Genomic DNA, 21135 nt, shown 5'->3' with positions numbered 1-21135 from the left:
AGACCCGAAACACGAAAAAGGGCGCCGATCTCGCGATCGGCGCCCTTTTTCGTGGGTTTATGCCTCATGCCGAGAGAAGCAGCGCAAACGGATGGTCGACGAATGCCCAGGCGATTGGCAGGCTTTCGGCAGGATCGAACCGCCGACCCGTAAAGACGTCCCGATAGGCGCGACCGCCGACTGAGCCTGGCAGTGGCAGCAGCGTTTCCTGCCACCGGTCCGACAGTGGTCGATCCCCTTCCCGGAATGCGCCCAGCACAAGACGGGGCGCGATCAGAATAAGTGACTTGTCTTCGGTTTGCCGGGCGAAGGAGACAAGGTGCTCTGCCCGCTTGCCCGCAGGCGCCAGCGGCAGGTAGTCGCCGGTGCGGAACAGGAGCGGGTGGTTGCGGCGCAGGTGAAGGACGCGGCGGACGATCTGCTGCTTGAGCCGCCCTGATCGCCAATCCTCCTCTTCCGTGGGAAGCCTGCCTTCCGCAAGTCCGGTCGTGAGGGTGTCGAAGTCCGGCTCCCGCCGGTTGTCGGGATCGACCAGGCTCAGGTCCAGCCGCTCGCTGCCCTGGTAGATGTCTGGTACTCCGGGTGCCACGAGCTTGATGAGCGTCTGCGTGACGCCGTTGACGAGGCCAGCTCTGACGAAAGGTTCGAGCGTTGCCCGGTAGTCTTCCAGGAAGGATCGATTTTTCGACGAAAGCAGGTGGCTTGCATAGGCGCGAACCGCTCCCTCGTAAGCCTCGTCCGGATCGCCCCACGTCGTTCGTTGCTTGGCTTCTCGCAGGGCTTTCTCGACATATTGCAGAAAGCGCTCCTCCAGTGCCTTCAACCCGTCTGTGTCATCCGACGCAAGATCGGTCGGCCAGACGCCAGCGAGCGCCTGGTAGAACATCCATTCGGTTGCCGGCTCGGGTGCCGGCCCACCGGGCAGCGCCCTGATTGCAGCCCGATTCATCTCGCGCCAGCGGTTCACGGACTCCGCCCAGTGATCGGGAGCCTCGCTGATGGCATAGAGGCGGGCGCGGGCGTCCTCGCCCCGCTTCGTGTCATGGGTAGACGTGCCCGACAGGGCATCCGGCTGATGCTGCAGCCTAGTCTTCATCTCCACGTGAAAACGGGCGAGGGATGCCGGGTGCGGATCGGCTTCGCTGCCGACTTCATTCAGCGCCAGAAGGCGGTGATTGCGGAAGAAGAGCGTATCCTCCAGCGACTTTGCCATCAGCGGCCCGGTAAGCTGCTGAAAGCGGGTACGGAAGAGGCGCGCCTCGTCACTGTCGTCGCCCTCGGTTCCTGCAAGCAGGCGATGCAGGAAGGCGAGGGCCTGATCGTCAGGTGCGTGGCTGCCGCCTCTGACGTCGCCGACAACGCGATCCAGAAGCGCCTTTCCTTCGGCGGGCATGCCGTCCGTCGTCCCATAGGTGCGGTAGACGGGAAAGGCGACCAGCAGTTCCCGAAGGGCCTCATGCATCGCCTCGGATGGAATGGCCGTGGCGTCCTCTGCTTCGTGCAGTTTCAGAGCAAGCTTCAGAAGCGTTGCGACTTCGCCTTCGAAGTTGTTGTTGGCCATGGATAATTTGGCGTCGCGCAACGCATCTTCTGGTGTCGCAACGTCGCCGGCCACGCTCCGGTAGGCTGCCGTCAGCGCTTCATGCGTGCTGCCGTCCACGAGGACGTTGCCCAGCGCCGTGATGAATTCGTAGCCGGTGGTACCGGAAACCGGCCAGTCCTGCGGAATCTGCTCGCCTTCCCCGAGGATCTTTTCGATGACGATGTAGACGTCCGGCCCGACCGCTGCCCGCAGCCGGTCGAGATACCCCTTCGGATCGGCGAGGCCGTCGACATGGTCGATTCGCAGGCCATCCACGCGGCCCTCCCGAACCAGATCGAGCACCGTCCGGTGCGCTGCCTCGAAGACATGGGGATCCTCCACCCGCAGCCCGACCAGACCGGTGATCTCGAAGAAGCGCCGATAGCTCAGGTCGCGCGGAGCGTCCCGCCAGGACATCAGCCGCCAGGGTTGGTGGTCGTGAAGTGCCGCGATCTGATCCGGCCTCGTGGCTTCCAGGACCTCTCGCTCCCGTCCTTCATAGGAGGAGGGGGTGAGGGGATAAAAGCTCTCGTAATAGGCGATCGCCGGCTTGCCGGTTTGCGGATCTGCCTTCACCGAGAGGTCGCCCTTCGCCAACACCTCCTCGAATGTGTCGCCGAGAAAGGGCAGGGTCAGCCTGCGGCTCCAGTCGATGTCGAAATAGCGGGCGTAGCGGCTCTCTTGCCCGTGCTCCACCACGTCGCGCCACCATGGGTTCTCGAGCGAGGCGGCCATGTGGTTCGGCACGATGTCGAGGATCAGCCCGAGGCCATGCTCCCGCAGGGCATCGGACATCCTCAGGAAGCCGTCGCGACCCCCGAGCACAGGGTCAAATTCGTTGGCATCGGTCACGTCGTAGCCATGGGTGGAGCCGCTGGTGGCGGAGAAGATCGGCGAGGCGTAAAGATGGCTTATGCCGAGCCGCTGGAGGTAAGGCACCAGACCAGCCGCGCGATCGAAGGTCATGCCATTGCGGAACTGAAGCCTGTAGGTGGAGGTCGGGATCGTCATCCTCGCTCTCCGGCCCTGATGGTGACCACGATGCTGGCGGGACCAAGCTCGCCGCCCGCGCCCGCATCCGCAGGCAGGCGATGGACGTGTTCGCCCGGGAGCTCCGGCAGCGGCTTTGGCTTGTCGCCGAGGTTGATCGCCATGCCGATCTCTCCCTTGGGGAAGTCCCACGCGACCGCGACCAGTCCATCCTCTGCCTTCAGAACGCGACCGCCTGCTGCCCGCGCTGATCCCAGCATAGGCACGATCACCTCGCGGCGGAGCGCCAGCAGGTCGCGGGTCAGGTTCATCCATTCGACCCCATCCGGCGAGGCCGGCTTGCGCCAGTCGATCTTGCAGTCCGTGAACGTTGCTTCCGCATTGGGGTCGGGAATCTCCTCATCCTCCTTGCCGTGCCCGGCATGACCCTCGAATTCCTTCCGCCGTCCCTCGCGCACTGCCTTGGCCAGATCGCCATGGAAGTCGGTGAAGAACAGGAAGGGCCGGGTTTCGCCGAATTCCTCGCCCATGAAGAGGAGCGGGATATGCGGTGACAGCAGGAGAGCCGAAAGTAGGGCCTTCGTCTTCTCCGGGCCGGCCAGGGTGAGCAGCCGCTCGCCGAAGGCGCGGTTGCCGACCTGGTCGTGGTTCTGGATGAAGTCGACGAAGGCGACGGGTGGTTGGGCGGTACTCGTGATGCCACGCGCCTCGCCAGAATGCTGCGAGACCTCGCCCTGATAGGCGAAGCCTTCCGCAAGCGTGCGGGCAACAAGTCGCTCGGTCTCCACGGCGAAGTCCTTGTAGTAACCGTCGGTCTCGCCGGTTGCGTAGACGTGGATAGCGTTGTGGAAGTCGTCGTTCCATTCGCCGGTGAAGCGGGGCACGCTGCCGTCTTCGCCTCGCTCGTGCAGGAAGGTGACGTTGCGGGAGTCCTCGGTCGTCAGGTGGATGTGGCGGTCCGGGAACTCGCGGCGAATCCGTTCGGCCATCTCCAGGAGTATGTGCTGGTCCGACTCCTCGTCCCCGATCTGGTCGATGGCATCGAACCGCAACCCGTCGAGCTGGAACTCATGCAGCCAGTAGAGCGCGTTCTCGACGAAGAAGCGCCGGACCGGCTGCAGTTCGTAGGCGATCGCAGCACCCCAGGGGGTGTGCTTGTCGGGGTGGAAGAACTCGGGTGCGAGGAGCGGCAGGTAGTTCCCTTCCGGGCCGAAGTGGTTGTAGACGACATCCAGCAGCACCATCAGGCCGTGGCCGTGAGCGGCATCGATGAAGGCCTTGAAGGCCTCCGGCGCGCCATAGGCACTGTGCGGGGCATAGAGCAGCACGCCGTCGTAGCCCCAGCCGCGATTGCCGCCGAAATGGGCGACGGGCATGACCTCGACTGCGGTAATGCCGAGTTCCACGAGGTGCGGCAGCTTCTCGATCGCGGCGCGGAATGTCCCTTCCTCGGTGAAGGTGCCGACATGCATTTCGTAGATCACGGCCTCCTCCCATGGGCGACCGCGCCACTCGGCGTTCCGCCACTCGTAGGAGGTCGGGTCGATGACCAGCGAAGGCCCGTTGACGTCATCCTTCTGGCTGCGCGAGGCAGGATCCGGCAGGGCGGTGCCATCCGCCAGCACATAGGAATACTCGCTTCCGGCGGAGACACCGACGGCCAGAAGCTCGAACCAGCCATCGGCATCCCGCGTCATCGGCGTCTCGCTGCCGTTGAGGCGGAGCGCGATCTGCTCCTGGCCAGGGGCCCATAAACGGAAACGCACTTCACCGACGGCGGTGTACTCGGCACCCCATGTGCGGGGAAAGGCATGGAACTCGTCAGCTGCTTGGATGGCGGAAGTCATGTATTACCCCTTGAGAGAGAGTGCGCCAAACGGGCGAAATGGCCCCGGGTTCCGCTCCTGTCGCAGGCGTCGCGGAAGCCGCAAGAAAATTGCCGGTCCGCAATACAATTCGCAGTTTAGCGTCACGCAATAAAATTGCTCAACCAGCCTGTCGGCCCTAGATTATCGGGAGGTTTTGTTTCGAGGAGGAAACGAGCCTCACAATCGGTTCTCAGGGAGGAGAAGCGAGAATGACCGAAGCCCCAAGGCTCAGTCTGCATGTGCCGGAACCGGAAGTGCGGCCGGGCAACAAGCCTGACTTTTCCCATGTCACCATTCCCAAGGCGGGCTCCGTGCGGCGGCCTGAGGTCGATGCCGACCCTGAGAGTATCCGCGACCTTGCCTTTTCCATCATCCGAGTCCTCAACCGCGAGGGCGAGGCGGTCGGCCCCTGGGCCGGAACCCTGACGACCGAGGAACTGATGGACGGGCTGAAGCACATGATGGTGCTTCGCGCCTTCGACCAGCGCATGCTGATGGCGCAGCGTCAGGGCAAGACCTCCTTTTATATGCAGCATCTCGGGGAGGAGGCGGTCTCCTGCGCTTTCCGGCGCGCGCTGCAGCCCGGAGACATGAACTTCCCAACCTACAGGCAGGCGGGCCTCCTGATCGCCGGCGACTATCCGCTGGTCGACATGATGAACCAGATCTACTCGAACGATGCCGATCCGCTGAAGGGACGTCAGTTGCCGGTTATGTATTCCTCCAAGGAGCACGGCTTTTTCTCGATCTCCGGCAACCTCGCCACGCAATATGTACAGGCGGTGGGCTGGGCCATGGCCTCCGCGATCAAGAACGACACCAAAATCGCCGCGGCCTGGATCGGCGACGGTTCCACCGCGGAATCGGATTTCCATGCGGCGCTTGTCTTCGCATCGACCTACCGGGCGCCCGTCATCCTCAACGTTGTCAACAACCAGTGGGCCATCTCGACCTTCCAGGGGATCGCCCGCGGCGGCTCGGGAACCTTCGCCGCCCGCGGCCTCGGTTTCGGCCTGCCGTCGCTCCGGGTCGACGGAAATGACTACCTCGCCGTCCATGCGGTGGCGAAATGGGCGGCGGAACGGGCCAGACGCAATATCGGCCCGACCCTTGTCGAGTATGTCACCTACCGCGTCGGCGCCCACTCGACCTCCGATGATCCGTCCGCCTATCGGCCGAAGGAGGAATCGGAAGTCTGGCCCCTCGGCGATCCCGTCATCCGGCTGAAGAACCACCTCATCCGCATCGGCGCCTGGAGCGAGGAACGCCACACCCAAATGGAGGCGGAGATCCGCGACACCGTCGTCACCGCCCAGAAGGAGGCGGAACGGCACGGGACGCTGCATTCAGGCGGTAGGCCGTCGATGCGCGACATGTTCGAGGGCGTCTATGCGGAGATGCCGGCTCATCTGAGGCGTCAGCGCCAGAAGGCGGGGGTCTGAGCCATGGCACGCATGACGATGATCGAGGCAATCCGCAGCGCCATGGACGTTGCGATGGGGCGCGACGCGGACGTGGTGGTCTATGGCGAGGATGTCGGCTATTTCGGCGGCGTCTTCCGCTGCACGCAGGGGCTCCAGCAGAAGTACGGCAAGACCCGCTGCTTCGATGCGCCGATCTCGGAGTCCGGCATTGTTGGCACGGCGATCGGCATGGCGGCCTATGGGCTGAAGCCCTGCATCGAGATCCAGTTTGCCGACTACATGTACCCGGCCTACGACCAGTTGACCCAGGAAGCGGCGCGCCTGCGATACCGCTCCAACGGCGACTTCACCTGCCCGATGGTGGTGCGCATGCCGACCGGCGGCGGCATCTTCGGCGGCCAGACGCATAGCCAGAGCCCGGAGGCGCTGTTCACGCATGTCTGCGGCCTGCAGGTCGTCGTGCCGTCCAATCCGTATGACGCGAAAGGCCTGCTGATCTCGGCGATCGAAAACCCCGACCCGGTGATTTTCCTGGAGCCGAAGCGTCTCTACAACGGACCCTTCGACGGTCATCACGAGCGGCCGGTGACCTCCTGGGCCGGTCACAGGCTCGGTGAGGTGCCGGAGGATTATTTCTCGGTGCCGCTCGGCAAGGCGGTGGTGCGACGCGAAGGTTCGGCCGCCACCATTCTCGCCTATGGCACCATGGTTCATGTCGCCGAGGCGACGGCGGAGGAGACCGGCATCGACGCCGAGATCATCGATCTGCGGACGCTGGTTCCGCTCGACCTGGAGACGATCCTGCAGTCGGTGAAGAAGACCGGCCGCTGCATGGTTGTGCACGAAGCGACGCTGACATCCGGCTACGGCGCCGAACTCGTGGCCCTGGTGCAGGAGCACTGCTTCTACCATCTCGAGGCGCCGATCGCGCGCGTGGCCGGCTGGGATACGCCTTATCCGCATGCTCAGGAATGGGACTACTTCCCGGGCCCGGCGCGGCTCGGCGAAGCGCTTCGCGACCTGATGGAGGCGTAGGATGGGAATTCAGTCGATCAAGCTTCCGGATGTCGGCGAAGGCGTTGCCGAGGCCGAACTGGTGGAGTGGCATGTCAATGTGGGTGATCCGGTCCGCGAGGACATGGTGCTCGCCGCAGTGATGACCGGCAAGGCGACCGTCGAGATTCCGTCGCCCGTGGAGGGCGAGGTCGTCTGGCGGGGCGGTGAAGTCGGGGACGTGATCGCTACGGGCACCGTCATCCTCAAGATCAAGGTCGCAGGCGAGGGCGGCGACGAAGAGGCAGCGGAAGCGGCTCCTCCTGAAGAACCCGCCGTTGCCGACGAGAAGCCTGCTTCGATTGTGCCGGCAGATGTCTCGGAGCCTGCGCGGCAGCCGGAACAGAAATCTCCGACGCCTCAATCGACACCCAGCAGCGGTCCGCCGCGGGCGCAGGGCGAAAAGCCGCTCGCCTCGCCGGCCGTGCGCCTCAAGGCGAAGGAGGCAGGTATCGACCTGCGGCAGCTATCCGGCAGCGGACCCGCGGGGCGCATCACCCACGACGATCTGGATGCCTTTCTCCAGCAGGGAAGTGCCGCTCCGGTCAGGGGCGGTCTGCAGCCAAACAAGGCCATCACGGAGATCAAGGTCGTCGGGTTGCGCCGCCGCATTGCCGAGCGCATGGCGCTGTCGAAGTCGCGCATCCCACACATTACCTATGTGGAGGAGGTCGACATGACGGCGCTGGAAGAGCTGCGGGCCCGCCTCAACGCCGACCAGAAGCCTGGACGCCCGAAGCTGACGATCCTGCCTTTCCTGATGCGGGCGATCGTCAGGGCGGTGGCGGAGCAACCCATGGTCAATTCGCTCTATGACGACGACGCGGGGATCATCCGCCAGCATGGCGGCGTCCATATCGGTATTGCGGCGCAGACGCCGGCGGGACTGGTCGTGCCCGTGGTCAAGCATGCGGAAGCGCGCGACCTCTTCGGCTGCGCCCGCGAGGTTGCGCGGCTAAGCGAGGCCGCCCGTAACGGCACGGCGCAGCGGGAGGAACTGACCGGTTCCACCATCACCATCAGCTCGCTGGGTGCCATGGGCGGCATCGTCTCCACGCCGGTGATCAACCATCCGGAAGTGGCGGTCATCGGCGTCAACAAGATCGCAATGCGCCCGCAGTGGGACGGCACCCAGTTCGTGCCGCGCAAGATGATGAACCTGTCCTCCAGCTTCGACCACCGCGTGATCGACGGCTGGGACGCCGCCACTTTCGTGCAACGCCTCAAGGCGCTGCTGGAGGCGCCGGCCATGATATTCGTCGAGGGATGAGATGAAGGACATCACCTGCAAGCTTCTCGTCATCGGTGCCGGTCCCGGCGGCTATGTCTGCGCCATCCGGGCCGGACAGCTCGGCATCGACACGATGATCGTCGAGATGACGAAAGCCGGCGGCACCTGCCTCAATGTCGGCTGCATTCCCTCCAAGGCCATCATCCATGCGGCAGACGAGTTCGCCGCCGCGGTCGGCATGGCGGCGGGGCGAAACCCGATGGGGATAGGCGCTGCCGATCCGGCCATCGATTTCGGCAAGACGATTGCCTGGAAGGACGGCATTACCGGACGCCTGTCTATGGGGGTCGTCAACCTCCTGAAGAAGGCGGGCGTGAAGGCACTTGTCGGCCGGGCGCGCTTCCGCGACGGCAAGACGGTAGAGGTGGAAACGGAGACAGGCCTGCAGGTCGTCCGCTGCGAGAATGTCGTCATCGCCACCGGATCGTCGCCGGTGGAACTGCCGGCGCTGCCCTTCGGCGGCAATGTGATCTCATCGACCGAGGCGCTGTCGTTGAGGGAGGTGCCGAAGAGCCTCGCCGTCGTCGGTGCTGGCTATATCGGTCTGGAGCTCGGCACCGCCTTTGCCAAGCTGGGATCAAAGGTCACCATCGTGGAGGCGCAGGAACGCATACTGCCACTGTACGACTCTGCGCTGACACAGCCGGTTGCCAAGCGGATGGCGGCGCTCGGGATCGAGGTGCTGACGACGACGTCGGTCAAGGCGCTCTCCCCGGATGGCGACGGTCTCGTGGTGGAGCACAGTGGTGGCGAGCGGCGCATTATTGCCGACAAGATCCTCGTTACCGTCGGACGCCGTCCGGTCACGGAAGGCTGGGGTCGGGAGGAGCTTGAACTCGACATGGAGGGCCGCTTCATCCGGATCGACGGCCAGTGCCGGACCTCCATGCGCGGGATCTACGCGATCGGCGACGTCACGGGCGAGCCCATGCTGGCGCACCGGGCGATGGCGCAGGGCGAGATGGTGGCGGAAATCGTTGCCGGCAAACGACGTAGCTGGGAGAGGGTGGCGATCCCCGCGGTGTGCTTCACGGACCCCGAAATTGTCTCGGTGGGGCTTGCCTCGGAAGAAGCGCGGCGAGCGGGCCACGAGACGAAGGTCGGCCAATTTCCGTTCACGGCGAATGGCCGAGCGATGACGCTGGCATCGGAAGACGGCTTCGTGCGGGTCGTCGCGCGGGCCGACAACCACCTGGTCCTTGGCATCCAGGCTGTCGGGGCCGGGGTATCAGAACTCTCCGCCGCCTTTGCGCTGGCGCTCGAGATGGGCGCGCGACTGGAGGATATCGCCGGAACGATCCACGCCCATCCGACCCAGTCGGAGGCATTTGCGGAGGCCTCGCTAAAGGCGCTCGGGCACGCCCTGCATATCTAGAGCCTGCGTTCAAGGTCCCGGTGCCGGGCTGCCCCTCGTGCCGGACTCGCGGCTCGTCTTCTCCTGTTCTGCGTTCCGGTCCTTGCTGTCCTGACGCGCCAGTTCGCGATCGATGGTCTCGCGGGATCCTTCCGCGGGGTCCTGCTCCGGGTGGTTCTTCGGGTCTGTCATGGTGACGGTCTCCTTCCTTGCCATCCGAACCGCCGGCACGCCGGCTTGTTCCTAGAGTTCCAGCAGCGCATAGGGGCGACCGGTCGGCTTTTCGATGTGGGAGGCGACGTTGTAGACGGGTGCGCCGCCCGGCGTCCTGCCTTCGTAGGTGCCGCGATGGGCATGGCCATGGACGACGGCGGAGACCGGGAAGCGATCGATGGTTTCCGCGAGGCGCGAAGATCCGAGGAAGGGATAGATTTCCTGTGGCTCGCCGACAACCGTCTCGGGGATGGGGGCGTAGTGCAGCACCACCATGGCGCGCTCGGAGCGGACCTGTCGCAGTGCGTTCTCCAGCCGCATGGTCTCCTCGACGCTTTCGGCCACCATGGCCTTGATCGCCGGCTCGCCGAAGGAACCCAGCATGTACCGGCCGAAGCCGCCGGCGAAACCCTTCACGCCGGCAAAGCCGACACCGTTGATTTCCACCGCCTGTCCCTCGAGCAGCTGTACCCCGGCATCCTTGATGATCGATTTTACCTCCTCGACATGCCCGCATTCGTAGTCGTGGTTGCCGAGTACGGCGACGATCGGGATGGAGCAGGAGCGCATGTCCGCCGCCAGCAGTTCGGCCTCCTTCGGCTTGCCAAGGTCGGTCAGGTCGCCGGTCAGGACGAGGATGTCGGCAGCCTGCGAGATCTCGGTAAACAATTCCTTGTAGGAAGTGCCGCCATTTTCCTTAACGTGCAGGTCGCCCATCGCGGCGATCTTCTGCTTGCTGTTGCCCCTCTGCGGCGTCTTCGCCGCCGCGTCCTCGATCGTCGTCTTTGCCACCCCAGACCTCCTTATGCCGGTTCCTCGTTTACGCCTTCGCGCCATTCGCCTTCGCCGCCGACGTCGGCAAACCCCCATTCCTTGACGTCGATTTCGAAATCCACCCGACTGAACATGCGGCCGCGGCAGACCTTCATCTGCGGCAGGGGCAACTGGCGCTGCGCCTGCAGACGATCGAGTAGTTCGTCGAGCAGCCAGTCAGGCACCTTGTCGCGCTCGGTCGGATAGATCCACCTGAAGTTCAGGAGGTGGATCAGGAGCACCTCCCAGTGGACTTCCATATGGTTCAGCAGCCGTTGCCAGTCGATCTGGTCGTGGGCGCGCAGGATGATATGCACCACGTCACCGCCATCGTACCGGTGGCGAAGCTGCACGAAACACTTCGACCAGATGAGTTCCGTCGGGGCGACGATCCTCACCGGACGGCCGTTCATGTCGATCTGGCGGGCATTGTCGAACCAGGCATCGCCGATCGGCATGGTGCCGTTGGAGCCCGCGAATATGACGTCGAAGAAGTGCTTCCCCCTGATCACCTTGCCCAGCCAGCGGTCGTCCTCAACCTCGATGTCGTAGCCCTTCGCCTTGAAGTGGGCGAGGATGCGGGCGTAGTCGCCGGCGCGGCAGAAGATGTCGAGGTCCTTCGTCGGTCGCGAAATCCCCGTATAGGCGCTTACGGCATAGGTGCCGGCGAGCAGGAAGGGGATATCGGCCCGCGTCAGTTCCTCAAGGGCTTCGCTGACGAACGCCTCGGCCTCAGCATCGACCAGCGTCGGTGCCGCCTTCGCCTCGATATGCGGCATCGTGTCGATCATGTCTCGCTTGGCCCGCTCCGGAGGCGGTGCGATTTCGGCGTCCATTGCATTCTCCAGAGGGTTCCTGGCTGGAAGAGCCGCTCAGCGTTCCGGATTGTCGGCATTAGCCAGCGCGCTGATGCTGCCGTCGTCGTTCTCGATGTCCTCACGGTCTTCGAGCTCCTCCAGATCGCTCTCGACCAGATAGGTATCACCGCCCCCGAGCCTTGATGCCTCTCGGACCGCGTCGAGGCTGGTCATGTCGGTCGTGGCGTGAAGGGCGTCTTCCGCTCGCTCGCGGCCTTCCTGTTCGAAGCGGGCGGAGGAATTCTTCTGGTCGGCAATCTTGTCCTTGGCGTCCATGGCCGGGGTCCTTTCATCGCTATGCCGCCTTCCAACGGCAGCCAATCCGCTTGGTTCCCTGCAGGAAGCGGAACCAGTCGCGCCGACGCCGGTTGAATCCTGCAGTTGCAACCGAAGGAGGCAGACATGCCGGCAAAATCCCAGGCACAGCAGAAGGCGGCGGGTGCTGCGCTCGCCGCCAAGCGCGGTGACATCAAGAAGAGCGAACTGAAGGGCGCATCGAAGAGCATGGAGAAGTCGATGAGCGAGAAGGAACTCCACGACATGGCTTCGACCAAGCGGAAGGGAAAACCAGAGCACGCCTCGCAGTAGCCCGTCCATCCGATACGGAACCCGCGGGTGGAGCGGGCGTTCAGCAATCCTGCAGCACGCCTCTCTTTCCGCGGGACCTCCATGACGGAAACGCCGACGACGCCCCTCCACGACCTCGAGCCTCGCACGGGCACCCCAAGCCCCCGTATGGAGCGGGACGAATTCATCCGCCGCTTTCTCACCCGGTTCCGCGACCCGGCTTTCGATCCGCTGTCGAGCGAGTTGCGGAAGGTGGCCGACGCCGCATGGGACGGCTATTGCAATTCGCGCAAGAGCCCAAGAACCCGCAAGGCCGGTCCGGGCTTTGCCGATCCGGATTACGATCTGTCGGTCGACTGGCTGGCGGCGCAGGAAGCGATCAGGCTGGCCGAGCAACGTTATCAGGATGCAGAGAGCCCTCTGCGTGTTCTCCTGATCAACTCATCACCGCGAAGCGAGCACACCTGTCCTGGCGAAATGTCGAAGAGCTACCGCTTGGTAGACGTGGCAAGGGACGTGCTGCATCAGCAGCCGGGCGTCGAGGTCAACCTACTCGATCTCAGCCGGCTGACATCGGAATACGGCCGGCAGATCCACCCGTGCAAGGCCTGTTTCTCTACGGCTGCGGCGCTCTGTCACTGGCCGTGCTCCTGCTATCCCAATTACTCGCTCGGGCAGGTCCACGACTGGATGAACGATATATATCCGATGTGGGTGGAGGCGCATGGGATCATGATCGTGACGCCGGTCCACTGGTACCAAGCGACCTCGCCGCTGAAGCTGATGATGGACCGGCTGGTCTGTGCCGATGGCGGCAATCCCGATCCAACGAGTACGCATGGCAAACACCCCAAGGAGGCCAAGCAGATGGAGATGCGGGGCTGGGACTATCCCCGCCACCTTGCAGACCGGCTGTTTTCGGTGGTCGTACATGGCGATGCCGAAGGCGCCGAAAACGTCCGGCGCAGCATGAGCGACTGGATGCAGTCAATGGAACTCCTTCCGGCGGGTAGCCTCGCGGAGCTTGACCGCTATATTGGCTATTGGGAACCCTATGCCACCAGCCACGAGGCGCTTGATGCGGACGAGGCCCTGCAGGAGGAGGTGCGCAATGCCGCGCGCACCCTCGTGGAGGCAATGCTGGCAAAGAGGGAAGGCAGGCTCGTCGTTCCCGGCGCGAAGCTGAAGCAGCCGCGTCAGAAGTAGCAAGATCAGCACCGGAGGATCGCATGCCGCCCGAGGAACTCGACAGGACATTGACCGCCCTCCCGCTTCGGGTAGGGACGTATGTGCCGGATGATTTGCTGGAAGACTGGTTTGCGCCGGGAACCGGCATGAATCCGGTCAGTGCGGAGGCGCTGAAGGCGGCGGAGGCGTATGGCCGGCGCTTCGAATGCGAATTCAAGTATTATCCCGAGAGGCAGGAGGGGGTGTTCTGGAAGTGGGTTCCCGCAATCTAAAGCGGCTCAGAAGCTCTCTTCCGTTTCCTGCTCCGGAAGCCCTTGCCCGCAGTCCATCCATGGACGCCGGCTTTCGACGCCGTAGTGGTACTGCGGCTTGACGCGTTCGGGATGATCGAGCGAGCCGCCCGTAAGGCGGATCCTGTTGTCATCGTCGTAGCGGAGGAAAAGCGGGCTGCCGCAATCCGGACAGAAGCTGCGCTCGGCAATCGGGGAGGAGCGATAGACGGCTGGAGGGGGCGGTCCATTCAAGCGCTGCCTCATCTACCCTCACCAGGAAGGCGAAAGGCCCGCCGGTTGCCCGGCGGCACATGCTGCAATGGCAGTAGCCAGCGTTGGAAGGTGCTTGCCGGAAGCGATAGCGGCGCTTGCCGCAGAGACATCCACCGGTCCAGTCGTTGTCGCTCATGACGCGCGAACATCCGGCATGTGCCGGATGTTCCACGGGTAAGAAAAATCAGGCGCCGGCGTATCGGTCGCGCAGCGCCTCGAACTGCGCCAACTGCTCGCTGATCAATTCCCGCTGCTCGTTGCGGCGGACGAAGATCTTGAACATGGCAGAGCCCTTCTCGTTCATGAACCAGACGGAGCAGGAGCGGCGTCCATGGAACTGGCGGTCGACGAAGGTGATCGCGGCGCAATTGTCCTTACGGATATGACCGCCGATCGGGCTGTCGCCGTGGATGTTGAACCAGCCATGGCCCTCCGATCCCTGCGGCAGGCTGCCTTCCGCCTCCAGCACGATATCCTCGGTGTGCACGATCAGGAGAATCTTGCCCCAGCCGGTCATGTCGGTCCAGATGTCAGCGAATGCATCCTTGGCGACGGTGACCGCCGCGCCTTCGGGCAGGAGGCCGAGAATCTCGGAGGGCGTGACCTCGGCCTTGGCGGCAAGAGCCTCCACCACGCCATCGGGCTTTTCCGCAAGTGCTGCAAGCGCCCGTTCGCGGCGATCGTCAGAGGATTGTGCGAGTGCGCTCATGCCGCCCTCACGCGGCATCGGCTTTGCGGGCGCCACTGCGGTCCTCGTGGATGATGACCTCGAAGCCTTCGAAGTGGGGGCCGGAGAGGTATTCCACCTTGCCGCGATTCTCGCCGGCCTTGGCATGGGCTGCACGGAACTGCTCGGACTTCGTCCAGGCCTGGAAATGTTCGAAGCTCTCCCAGACGGTGTGGGATGCATAGAGTGTATGATCCTCCGCCTTCGGGCCCTTCAGCATGTGGAATTCGATATAGCCCGGCATCTCGGCCAGGCGGCCTTCGCGGCCGCGCCAGATGGCCTCGAAAGCCTCTTCATAGCCTGGAACGACGCGGAAGCGGTTCATCGCGATGTACATTCTCGAAGATCCCTCTTTTAAAGTTTCACTTTGCGCTCAAGATATCTCTCGGCGGGCCGCTTGAAAAGCTGAAAAAACTTGCGTAGTCAACTCAAGTTATCGGTGCGAGGGCGCCGCCGGCCCCACAACAGGGCGCAAAGTGGCACATGACGGGATATGTCGGTATGTTGAGGACGAATTTTCTTGCGGCTGCGGCCACGGTTTTGATGTCGGCTTTGCCGGTCCTGGCGGCGAGCGAAGGCAACCCTTCGGCGCAACGCATCGTATCCATCGGCGGGACGATCACCGAGGTGCTCTACGCGCTGGGCGCGCAGGATCGGGTCATCGCCGTGGATTCGACCAGCACCTATCCGAGCGAGGCAATGTCCAAGCCGGATATCGGCTACATGCGTGCACTTTCTGCTGAGGGAATTCTGGCGCAGCAGCCGGACCTGGTGCTGGCGGAAGAAGGCTCGGGACCGCCACCGGTCATTGAAATCCTGAATGCCAGCAAGATTCCGATGGTGACGGTGCCTACGCCTCCGGAAGGCATAGCGATCGGCCAGAAGATCCGCGACATCGGGAAGGCGGTCGGCCTGGACAGCGAAGCAGAAGCGCTCGCTGCGAAGACCGAAAGTCAACTCGCGGCGCTTGCGGAGGATGTCGCGAAAATCGCTGAGCCGCGCAAACGGGTTCTTTTCGTGCTGTCGCTCGCGAACGGGCGGGTCATGGCCGGCGGGGCCGGGACGGAGGCAGCCGCCATCATTGAAATGGCGGGCGGCATCAATGCCGCTTCCGGCATTTCGGGCTACAAGCCCTTGTCGGACGAGGCGGTGATCGCTGCCAAGCCCGACGTGGTCCTCACCATGATTCGTGGAAACCATGAACTGAAGCCGGAGGATGTCTTTACCCTTCCGGCGCTGCAGACCAGCCCCGCGGCCCAGGCAAAGGCGCTCGTGTCGCTGGATGGCCTGCTGCTGCTGGGATTTGGTCCCCGCACGTCGGAAGCCGCGAGAACGGTGATGAAGGAGCTCTATCCCGCCGGAACGAACTGATGAGCACGATGGCATTGCCGACGAAGTCCTCGCGGGTCGAGGGAGACCGGACGTTGCATGGCTATCTGACACTGGCGGCGCTGGTCGTGCTTGTCGCCGTGGCGTCACTGATCTCTCTGTCGAGTGGGCCGACCGGGGTGGGCCTGGGCGATTTCTTTGTCTACCTGCTTGGCAAGGGAGAATTGTCGGACCAGGACATCGTGGTGCTGGAGGCGGTGCGTCTGCCGCGGACGGCGCTTGGCCTGCTGGTCGGGGCAGGGCTCGCCGTTTCCGGTGCCATGATGCAGGGCCTGTTTCGCAATCCACTGGCCGATCCGGGCATCGTCGGTGTCACATCGGGTGCAGCACTTGCGGCCGTCGTCTCGATCGTGCTCGGTCCGACGCTACTTGCCCCGATCGCGATTTTGCTGGGCAATCAGTTCCTGCCGCTGATGGCCTTCCTGGGCGGCCTCCTGAACACGTGGGTGCTCTATGTCATCGCGACGCGGGACGGGCGCACGTCGACCACGGCACTCATCCTTTCCGGCATTGCCATCGGCGCGTTGGCGGCAGCGGTGATGGGGCTCCTGATCTTTCTCGCCGATGACCGGCAGTTGCGCGACATCACCTTCTGGAGCCTGGGGTCGCTTGGAGGCGCCACCTTCGGACGGCTACTTTCCATCCTGCCGTTCATCGCCATCGTGATGGCGGTGATCCCCTTCGTGGCACGCGGCCTGGATGCGATCGTCCTCGGAGACGCGGCCGCCTTCCACATGGGCGTGCCGGTGCAGCGGCTGAAGCGGATCGTCATCGTCGCGGTGGCAGCAGCCTGCGGTTCGACCGTCGCCGTCGCGGGTTCGATCGGTTTCGTCGGCATCGTTGTGCCGCATCTCCTGCGGCTCGTCACCGGACCCTCGCACCGCTTCCTGCTGCCCGCATCGGCGCTCGGCGGCGGCGCATTGTTGCTGATTGCCGACAGCGTTGCGCGCACCGTCGCCGCACCCGCGGAACTGCCGATCGGCGTGATAACGGCGCTGTTTGGTGCTCCCGTTTTCCTCTTCCTGCTGCTCGGCAAGGGAGGCATCCGGATGGGAGAAATGCCATGATTTCCGCCCAGTCCATCGGTGTCACGAGAGGCGACCGGAAGCTTCTGGACGATGTCGCTGTAGACCTGCAGCCTGGACGCTTCACTGTCATCATCGGGCCGAACGGCGCGGGCAAGTCTACCCTGTTGAAGGCGCTTTCGGGCGAGATGCGGCCGGATGTCGGCAAGATAGCCTATCACGGTCGGGAGATCGGCGGCTACCAACCGGTCCAGCTTGCACGTCTGCGGGCCGTCCTGCCGCAATCGGTGCAGCTCTCCTTTCCCTTTACAGCCCTGGAGATTGTCCGCATGGGCGCGGTCGCTCAGGGCTCCCGCCATCCGACGGAGCAGGCGAGGCAGGCGCTGTCGCGGGTCGGCCTGCGTGGCTTTGAGGCGCAGCCCTATCCCTCGCTCTCCGGGGGCGAACAGCAGCGCGTCCAGTTTGCGAGAGCGCTGGCACAGGTTCCGGAACCTGTCATCGATGGGGAGCCGCGCGCGCTCTTCCTCGACGAGCCGACGGCAAGCCTCGATCTCGGCCACCAGATCTCCGTGCTGGAGGTCGCCCGCGATTTTGCAGAGGCCGGCGGCATCGTGCTCGCCATCCTTCACGACCTGAACCTGGCGGCTGAATTCGCAGATCACCTGCTGGTACTCGACAAGGGGAGGGTGGTGTCGCAGGGCGCGTGCCTCGAGACCGTCAAAGACGCCACGATTGGCGGCGTCTACGGGATTGCCGGTGCCGTCGGACGGCTTCCGGCAGAGCACATCCCCTTCGTGCTGCCGCAGGCGCGGTACAGGCCGGGCGCCTGACAGCCTGCTGCGGCTTCAGGCGGATGGCGGCTCTGGTCGTGTCACGACGTAGATGGCCGGCAGGATCATGACAGCCGCGACGATGGCCGCGCGCAGTCCCGGTGGAGAGGTGACAAACCAGAAGAACGCGTAGCTAATCGACATCATCACCACGGCGGCAATCTTCGCTCGTCGGGGTATTGCTCCCCGTTCTCGCCAATCCCGCAAGGGGCCGCCAAACCTCGGGTGATCGAGCAGCCATGCCTCCAGGCGCGGCGAGGATCGGGCGAAGCAGGCGACCGCCATGATCAGGAAAGGCGTGGTCGGGAGGATCGGCATGAAGGCGCCGAGGATGCCGATCGTAAGAAGAAGCCAGCCGAGGCTGAGATAGACGATGCGCATGAAGTCCCTTTCCGGACCAGCCGGTTTCCATCCATGCCATGCGGCGCCGACGCGGGGCACAGCGCCATATGATCATCCCGCCCGCCTATTTCAATCAGCCGCGACGCCGCAAGCTCGATGTGAATTGCGCGATAGCGCGATTGGCAACGGGCGCAGGATTTCCGATAAAGCCATCCGATGCACTAGAGGAGTTGTGACGTGGCAAAGATGATCCATTCGATGATCCGGGTGCTGGACGAGGAACGATCGGTCGATTTCTACCAGCGTGCCTTCGGCCTCCGGATTGCGGAGCGCGTCCCTTTCGATGGTTTTAGCCTTAACTATCTCTCCAATCCGGAAACCGGCTTCGAACTGGAGCTCACGGTCAATGCCGGACGCGACAAACCCTACGACCTGGGCGACGGCTATGGCCATCTCGCGGTGACGGTCGAGGACGTCGAGGCCGAACACAGGCGCTTCAGTGAACTTGGCTTCACCGTGGGCAAGCTCGTCGACATGCCGCGCGACGGCAAGCCGTTCGCGCGCTTCTTCTTCGCTACCGATCCGGATGGCTACAAGATCGAGGTGCTGCAGCGCGCTGGCCGGTTCCAGTAGAGGCTGCCGTGGTGGAGGGGGTGAGACTGGAGGAGAGCTGGAGACAGGCGCTGGCGCCCGAGTTCGGCAATCCGTACATGAGCGAACTGCGCCGCTTCCTCATGAGCGAGAAGGAAGCGGGAAAGCGTATATTCCCCAAGGCAGGGGAGTATTTCCGGGCCCTCGACCTGACCCCGCTCGACCAGGTCAAGGTCGTGATCCTCGGGCAGGACCCGTACCATGGCCTTGGCCAGGCCCATGGCCTCTGCTTCTCCGTGCAGCCCGGCGTGCGGATCCCGCCGTCGCTCGTCAACATCTACAAGGAACTGCAGAGCGATCTCGGCATCCCGCCCGCCAGTCATGGCTTCCTGGAGCATTGGGCGAGGCAGGGTGTTCTCCTCCTGAACAGCGTGCTGACGGTGGAGGAGGCGCAGGCTGCGTCGCACCAGCGCAGGGGGTGGGAACGGTTCACCGATGCCGTAATCCGCGCCGTCAACGAAAGATGCGACGGCGTCGTCTTCCTGCTCTGGGGCTCCTACGCCCAGAAGAAGGCGGCCTTTGTCGACCGCGACCGGCATCTCGTCCTGCGCGCGCCGCATCCATCGCCTTTGTCGGCGCATAATGGCTTCTTCGGCAGCCGGCATTTTTCGCAGGCCAACGCCTTCCTCGTTTCCAAGGGCAGACAGCCTATCGACTGGAAACTGCCGGAACGGGTATGATTTCTTGAACGCCCTTAGCGGGGTCTTCGTATGAAATGTGAACAATGCGTTCGTTTCGGCTCTCTATGCGAAGGCGGTCGCAATGGCCAAATATAGCCCCAAGAAAGGCTCACGGAGCCAGAAAGGGTTTTCACATGCTCGACCAGATCAAGGGGCTGCATCACGTCACGTCGATGGCGGCGAGCGCCCGCACCAACAACAGGTTCTTCACCGATACGCTCGGCCTGCGCCGGGTGAAGAAGACCGTCAACTTCGACGCGCCGGACGTCTACCACCTCTATTACGGGGACGAGGTCGGTACGCCCGGCTCGGTGATGACGTACTTCCCGTTCCCGCATATCGCCCGCGGCCGTCCCGGTTCGGGGGAGGTGGGGACCACGCTGTTCTCTGTTCCGGAAGGGTCGTTCGGATACTGGAGAGAACGGCTGACGAAGGCGGGCGTCGAGGGACTGAAGACGGACAGCGCCTTTGGCGAAAACCGGCTTCACTTCGCGGGGCCTGATGGTGACGGGTTTGCCCTCGTTGAAGTCAAGGATGATCCGCGGGAAGCCTGGACCGGTAATGGCGTCGGCGAGGATCACGCGATCCGCGGCTTCCACTCGGCCTCGCTGCGGCTGCGGGACGAGGGGGCGACGGCGGAACTCCTGAAGTTCATGGGTTATGATAAGGTCGATGCGAAGGACGGTGTCCAGCGCCTGCGTATTCCGGGTGGCAACGGTGCCGACGTCATCGACATCGAGACGATGCCGAACATCAATGGCGCCCGGCTCGGTGCGGGGTCGGTCCACCACATCGCCTTCGCCGTCGAAAACCGCGAGAAGCAGCTCGAGGTCCGCAAGGCGTTGATCGATACCGGCTACAACGTCACGCCGGTTATCGACCGGGACTATTTCTGGGCGATCTACTTTCGCACGCCCGGCGGCGTGCTGTTCGAGATCGCCACCAACGAACCCGGCTTCGATCGCGACGAAGACACCGCGCATCTCGGCGAAGCGTTGAAACTGCCCACGCAGCACGCGCATCTGCGCGCGATGCTCGAAGAACATCTCGAACCGTTGGACGCTTAGGATGTTAGGCGCGCAAGGAGGCAATCATGAGCCATGACAGTTACGTGCACCGGGCGCGGCCCGGTGCAGCCGGTGCGCCGATCTTCTTCGTGTTCCACGGGACCGGCGGCGACGAGAACCAGTTTTTCGATTTCGGTGGCCACCTCTTGCCGGAGGCGACCATCATCTCGCCACGCGGCGACATTTCGGAACACGGAGCGGCACGCTTCTTCCGTCGCAAGGCGGAAGGTGTCTATGACTGCGAGGATCTGGCCCGGGCGACGAACCGCATGAGCGAATTCGTCGCCGCGAACCGGGAGTTCTACAAGGCAGGCCCGGTCATCGGGCTCGGCTTTTCCAACGGCGCCAATATCCTTGCGAGCATGCTGATCCACAAGCCGGGCCTCTTCGAGGCCGCCGTGCTCATGCATCCGCTCATCCCGTTCGAGCCAAAAGAAAGGACGGAGAAGGTGGGTGGAAGGGTCCTCATTACCGCGGGAGAGCGCGATCCGATCGCCTCCGTAGAACTGACCCAGTCGCTCGCCGATTATTTCCGGCGGTCGGGCGACGAGGTGGAGCTCGAATGGCATCCGGGCGGGCACGAGATCCGTGCGGTCGAGATCGATGCGGCCAAGCGTTTTCTCGCCCGCTACGGCAGCTAGAAAGGCGAGGCATTCCGCTTGCGGATGGATCGGGTGTG

The 21135-nt window shown here is 63.8% G+C and carries 25 protein-coding genes; 14 read left to right on the top strand and 11 right to left on the bottom strand.

Going from position 1 to position 21135, the window contains the following annotated elements:
- Positions 1 to 64: 64 nt before the first annotated feature.
- Complete coding sequence (gene treY / locus NT26_RS12405; protein WP_052639114.1) at positions 65 to 2593, bottom strand: malto-oligosyltrehalose synthase; 2529 nt, start codon at positions 2591 to 2593, stop codon at positions 65 to 67.
- Positions 2590 to 4419 carry a malto-oligosyltrehalose trehalohydrolase gene (gene treZ / locus NT26_RS12400; protein ID WP_052639113.1) on the bottom strand — a complete coding sequence of 610 codons (1830 nt, stop codon included), beginning with the start codon at positions 4417 to 4419 and terminating at the stop codon, positions 2590 to 2592. Before treZ ends, treY begins: the two co-directional genes overlap by 4 nt.
- A gap of 230 nt (positions 4420 to 4649) precedes the next feature.
- Between treZ and NT26_RS12395 the strand changes: the two genes are divergently transcribed.
- Genes NT26_RS12395 through lpdA form a run of 4 tightly spaced genes read left to right on the top strand, consistent with a single transcriptional unit; the run spans position 4650 to position 9583 of the window.
- A complete protein-coding gene (locus NT26_RS12395; RefSeq protein WP_052639112.1) occupies positions 4650 to 5882 on the top strand; it encodes a 3-methyl-2-oxobutanoate dehydrogenase (2-methylpropanoyl-transferring) subunit alpha in 1233 nt (410 codons plus the stop codon).
- A gap of 3 nt (positions 5883 to 5885) precedes the next feature.
- The gene (locus NT26_RS12390; RefSeq protein WP_052639111.1) at positions 5886 to 6899 is read left to right on the top strand and encodes an alpha-ketoacid dehydrogenase subunit beta; all 1014 of its coding nucleotides are present in this window, start codon (positions 5886 to 5888) and stop codon (positions 6897 to 6899) included.
- 1 nt (position 6900) lies between these two features.
- The gene (locus NT26_RS12385) at positions 6901 to 8187 is read left to right on the top strand and encodes a dihydrolipoamide acetyltransferase family protein (protein ID WP_052639110.1); all 1287 of its coding nucleotides are present in this window, start codon (positions 6901 to 6903) and stop codon (positions 8185 to 8187) included.
- 1 nt (position 8188) lies between these two features.
- Positions 8189 to 9583 carry a dihydrolipoyl dehydrogenase gene (gene lpdA, locus NT26_RS12380; protein ID WP_052639109.1) on the top strand — a complete coding sequence of 465 codons (1395 nt, stop codon included), beginning with the start codon at positions 8189 to 8191 and terminating at the stop codon, positions 9581 to 9583.
- A gap of 9 nt (positions 9584 to 9592) precedes the next feature.
- Here lpdA and NT26_RS12375 read toward each other — a convergent pair whose 3' ends face one another.
- From NT26_RS12375 to NT26_RS12360, 4 genes are all read right to left on the bottom strand, one after another.
- Positions 9593 to 9754: a hypothetical protein gene (locus tag NT26_RS12375; protein ID WP_156157143.1), complete on the bottom strand. Its 162-nt coding sequence runs from the start codon at positions 9752 to 9754 to the stop codon at positions 9593 to 9595.
- Positions 9755 to 9805: 51 nt separating this feature from the next.
- Positions 9806 to 10492, bottom strand: coding sequence for a metallophosphoesterase family protein (locus tag NT26_RS12370; RefSeq protein WP_052642137.1), 687 nt, complete (start codon positions 10490 to 10492; stop codon positions 9806 to 9808).
- An 86-nt stretch (positions 10493 to 10578) separates the two neighbouring features.
- On the bottom strand, positions 10579 to 11379 hold the full coding sequence (locus NT26_RS12365) for a nucleotidyltransferase family protein (protein WP_052642135.1): 801 nt from the start codon (positions 11377 to 11379) through the stop codon (positions 10579 to 10581).
- Positions 11380 to 11460: 81 nt separating this feature from the next.
- Positions 11461 to 11721 carry a hypothetical protein gene (locus tag NT26_RS12360; protein WP_052639107.1) on the bottom strand — a complete coding sequence of 87 codons (261 nt, stop codon included), beginning with the start codon at positions 11719 to 11721 and terminating at the stop codon, positions 11461 to 11463.
- Positions 11722 to 11847: 126 nt separating this feature from the next.
- Between NT26_RS12360 and NT26_RS12355 the strand changes: the two genes are divergently transcribed.
- From NT26_RS12355 to NT26_RS12345, 3 genes are all read left to right on the top strand, one after another.
- Positions 11848 to 12033 carry a DUF3008 family protein gene (locus tag NT26_RS12355; protein WP_052639106.1) on the top strand — a complete coding sequence of 62 codons (186 nt, stop codon included), beginning with the start codon at positions 11848 to 11850 and terminating at the stop codon, positions 12031 to 12033.
- Positions 12034 to 12114: 81 nt separating this feature from the next.
- Complete coding sequence (locus tag NT26_RS12350) at positions 12115 to 13218, top strand: flavodoxin family protein (protein ID WP_052642133.1); 1104 nt, start codon at positions 12115 to 12117, stop codon at positions 13216 to 13218.
- 23 nt (positions 13219 to 13241) lie between these two features.
- The gene (locus NT26_RS12345) at positions 13242 to 13472 is read left to right on the top strand and encodes a hypothetical protein (protein WP_052639105.1); all 231 of its coding nucleotides are present in this window, start codon (positions 13242 to 13244) and stop codon (positions 13470 to 13472) included.
- 6 nt (positions 13473 to 13478) lie between these two features.
- Here the strand turns inward: NT26_RS12345 and NT26_RS12340 are convergent, their stop codons facing one another.
- The 4 genes from NT26_RS12340 to hmuQ are packed head-to-tail and all read right to left on the bottom strand — an operon-like array spanning position 13479 to position 14809.
- Entirely contained in the window at positions 13479 to 13736 is a 258-nt protein-coding gene (locus NT26_RS12340; protein ID WP_280136214.1) for a GFA family protein, read from the bottom strand.
- Entirely contained in the window at positions 13621 to 13881 is a 261-nt protein-coding gene (locus tag NT26_RS23450; RefSeq protein ID WP_321209353.1) for a GFA family protein, read from the bottom strand. The genes NT26_RS12340 and NT26_RS23450 overlap by 116 nt, the downstream gene beginning before the upstream one ends.
- A gap of 48 nt (positions 13882 to 13929) precedes the next feature.
- Positions 13930 to 14454, bottom strand: a complete 525-nt coding sequence (hutX, locus tag NT26_RS12335; RefSeq protein WP_052642131.1) for a heme utilization cystosolic carrier protein HutX — start codon at positions 14452 to 14454, stop codon at positions 13930 to 13932.
- Between the two features lie 7 nt (positions 14455 to 14461).
- Entirely contained in the window at positions 14462 to 14809 is a 348-nt protein-coding gene (gene hmuQ / locus NT26_RS12330; RefSeq protein WP_052639104.1) for a heme-degrading protein HmuQ, read from the bottom strand.
- Positions 14810 to 14973: 164 nt separating this feature from the next.
- Here hmuQ and NT26_RS12325 point away from each other — a divergent pair, with 164 nt between their 5' ends.
- Genes NT26_RS12325 through NT26_RS12315 form a run of 3 tightly spaced genes read left to right on the top strand, consistent with a single transcriptional unit; the run spans position 14974 to position 17716 of the window.
- Entirely contained in the window at positions 14974 to 15843 is an 870-nt protein-coding gene (locus NT26_RS12325; protein WP_052639103.1) for a heme/hemin ABC transporter substrate-binding protein, read from the top strand.
- Positions 15843 to 16928, top strand: a complete 1086-nt coding sequence (locus tag NT26_RS12320; protein ID WP_052639102.1) for a FecCD family ABC transporter permease — start codon at positions 15843 to 15845, stop codon at positions 16926 to 16928. The genes NT26_RS12325 and NT26_RS12320 overlap by 1 nt, the downstream gene beginning before the upstream one ends.
- Positions 16925 to 17716 (top strand): heme ABC transporter ATP-binding protein, encoded by a 792-nt coding sequence (locus NT26_RS12315; protein WP_052639101.1) that lies wholly within the window; start codon positions 16925 to 16927, stop codon positions 17714 to 17716. Before NT26_RS12320 ends, NT26_RS12315 begins: the two co-directional genes overlap by 4 nt.
- Positions 17717 to 17731: 15 nt before the next feature.
- Here NT26_RS12315 and NT26_RS12310 read toward each other — a convergent pair whose 3' ends face one another.
- Positions 17732 to 18097: a YbaN family protein gene (locus NT26_RS12310; protein WP_052639100.1), complete on the bottom strand. Its 366-nt coding sequence runs from the start codon at positions 18095 to 18097 to the stop codon at positions 17732 to 17734.
- Between the two features lie 198 nt (positions 18098 to 18295).
- Between NT26_RS12310 and NT26_RS12305 the strand changes: the two genes are divergently transcribed.
- The 4 genes from NT26_RS12305 (at position 18296) to NT26_RS12290 (ending at position 21097) form a co-directional block, all read left to right on the top strand.
- Entirely contained in the window at positions 18296 to 18691 is a 396-nt protein-coding gene (locus NT26_RS12305; protein ID WP_052639099.1) for a VOC family protein, read from the top strand.
- Positions 18692 to 18699: 8 nt separating this feature from the next.
- Entirely contained in the window at positions 18700 to 19389 is a 690-nt protein-coding gene (gene ung, locus NT26_RS12300) for a uracil-DNA glycosylase (RefSeq protein WP_052639098.1), read from the top strand.
- Positions 19390 to 19523: 134 nt separating this feature from the next.
- Positions 19524 to 20456 carry a VOC family protein gene (locus NT26_RS12295; protein WP_052639097.1) on the top strand — a complete coding sequence of 311 codons (933 nt, stop codon included), beginning with the start codon at positions 19524 to 19526 and terminating at the stop codon, positions 20454 to 20456.
- A 26-nt stretch (positions 20457 to 20482) separates the two neighbouring features.
- Positions 20483 to 21097 carry an alpha/beta hydrolase gene (locus NT26_RS12290; RefSeq protein ID WP_052639096.1) on the top strand — a complete coding sequence of 205 codons (615 nt, stop codon included), beginning with the start codon at positions 20483 to 20485 and terminating at the stop codon, positions 21095 to 21097.
- The last annotated feature ends 38 nt before the right edge of the window (positions 21098 to 21135 follow it).

The sequence above is a fragment of the Pseudorhizobium banfieldiae genome (genome assembly GCF_000967425.1).
GTDB lineage: Bacteria > Pseudomonadota > Alphaproteobacteria > Rhizobiales > Rhizobiaceae > Neorhizobium > Neorhizobium banfieldiae.
The sequence above is the reverse complement of the archived record's forward strand: the minus strand, read 5'-3'. Positions and strand labels throughout refer to the sequence as shown.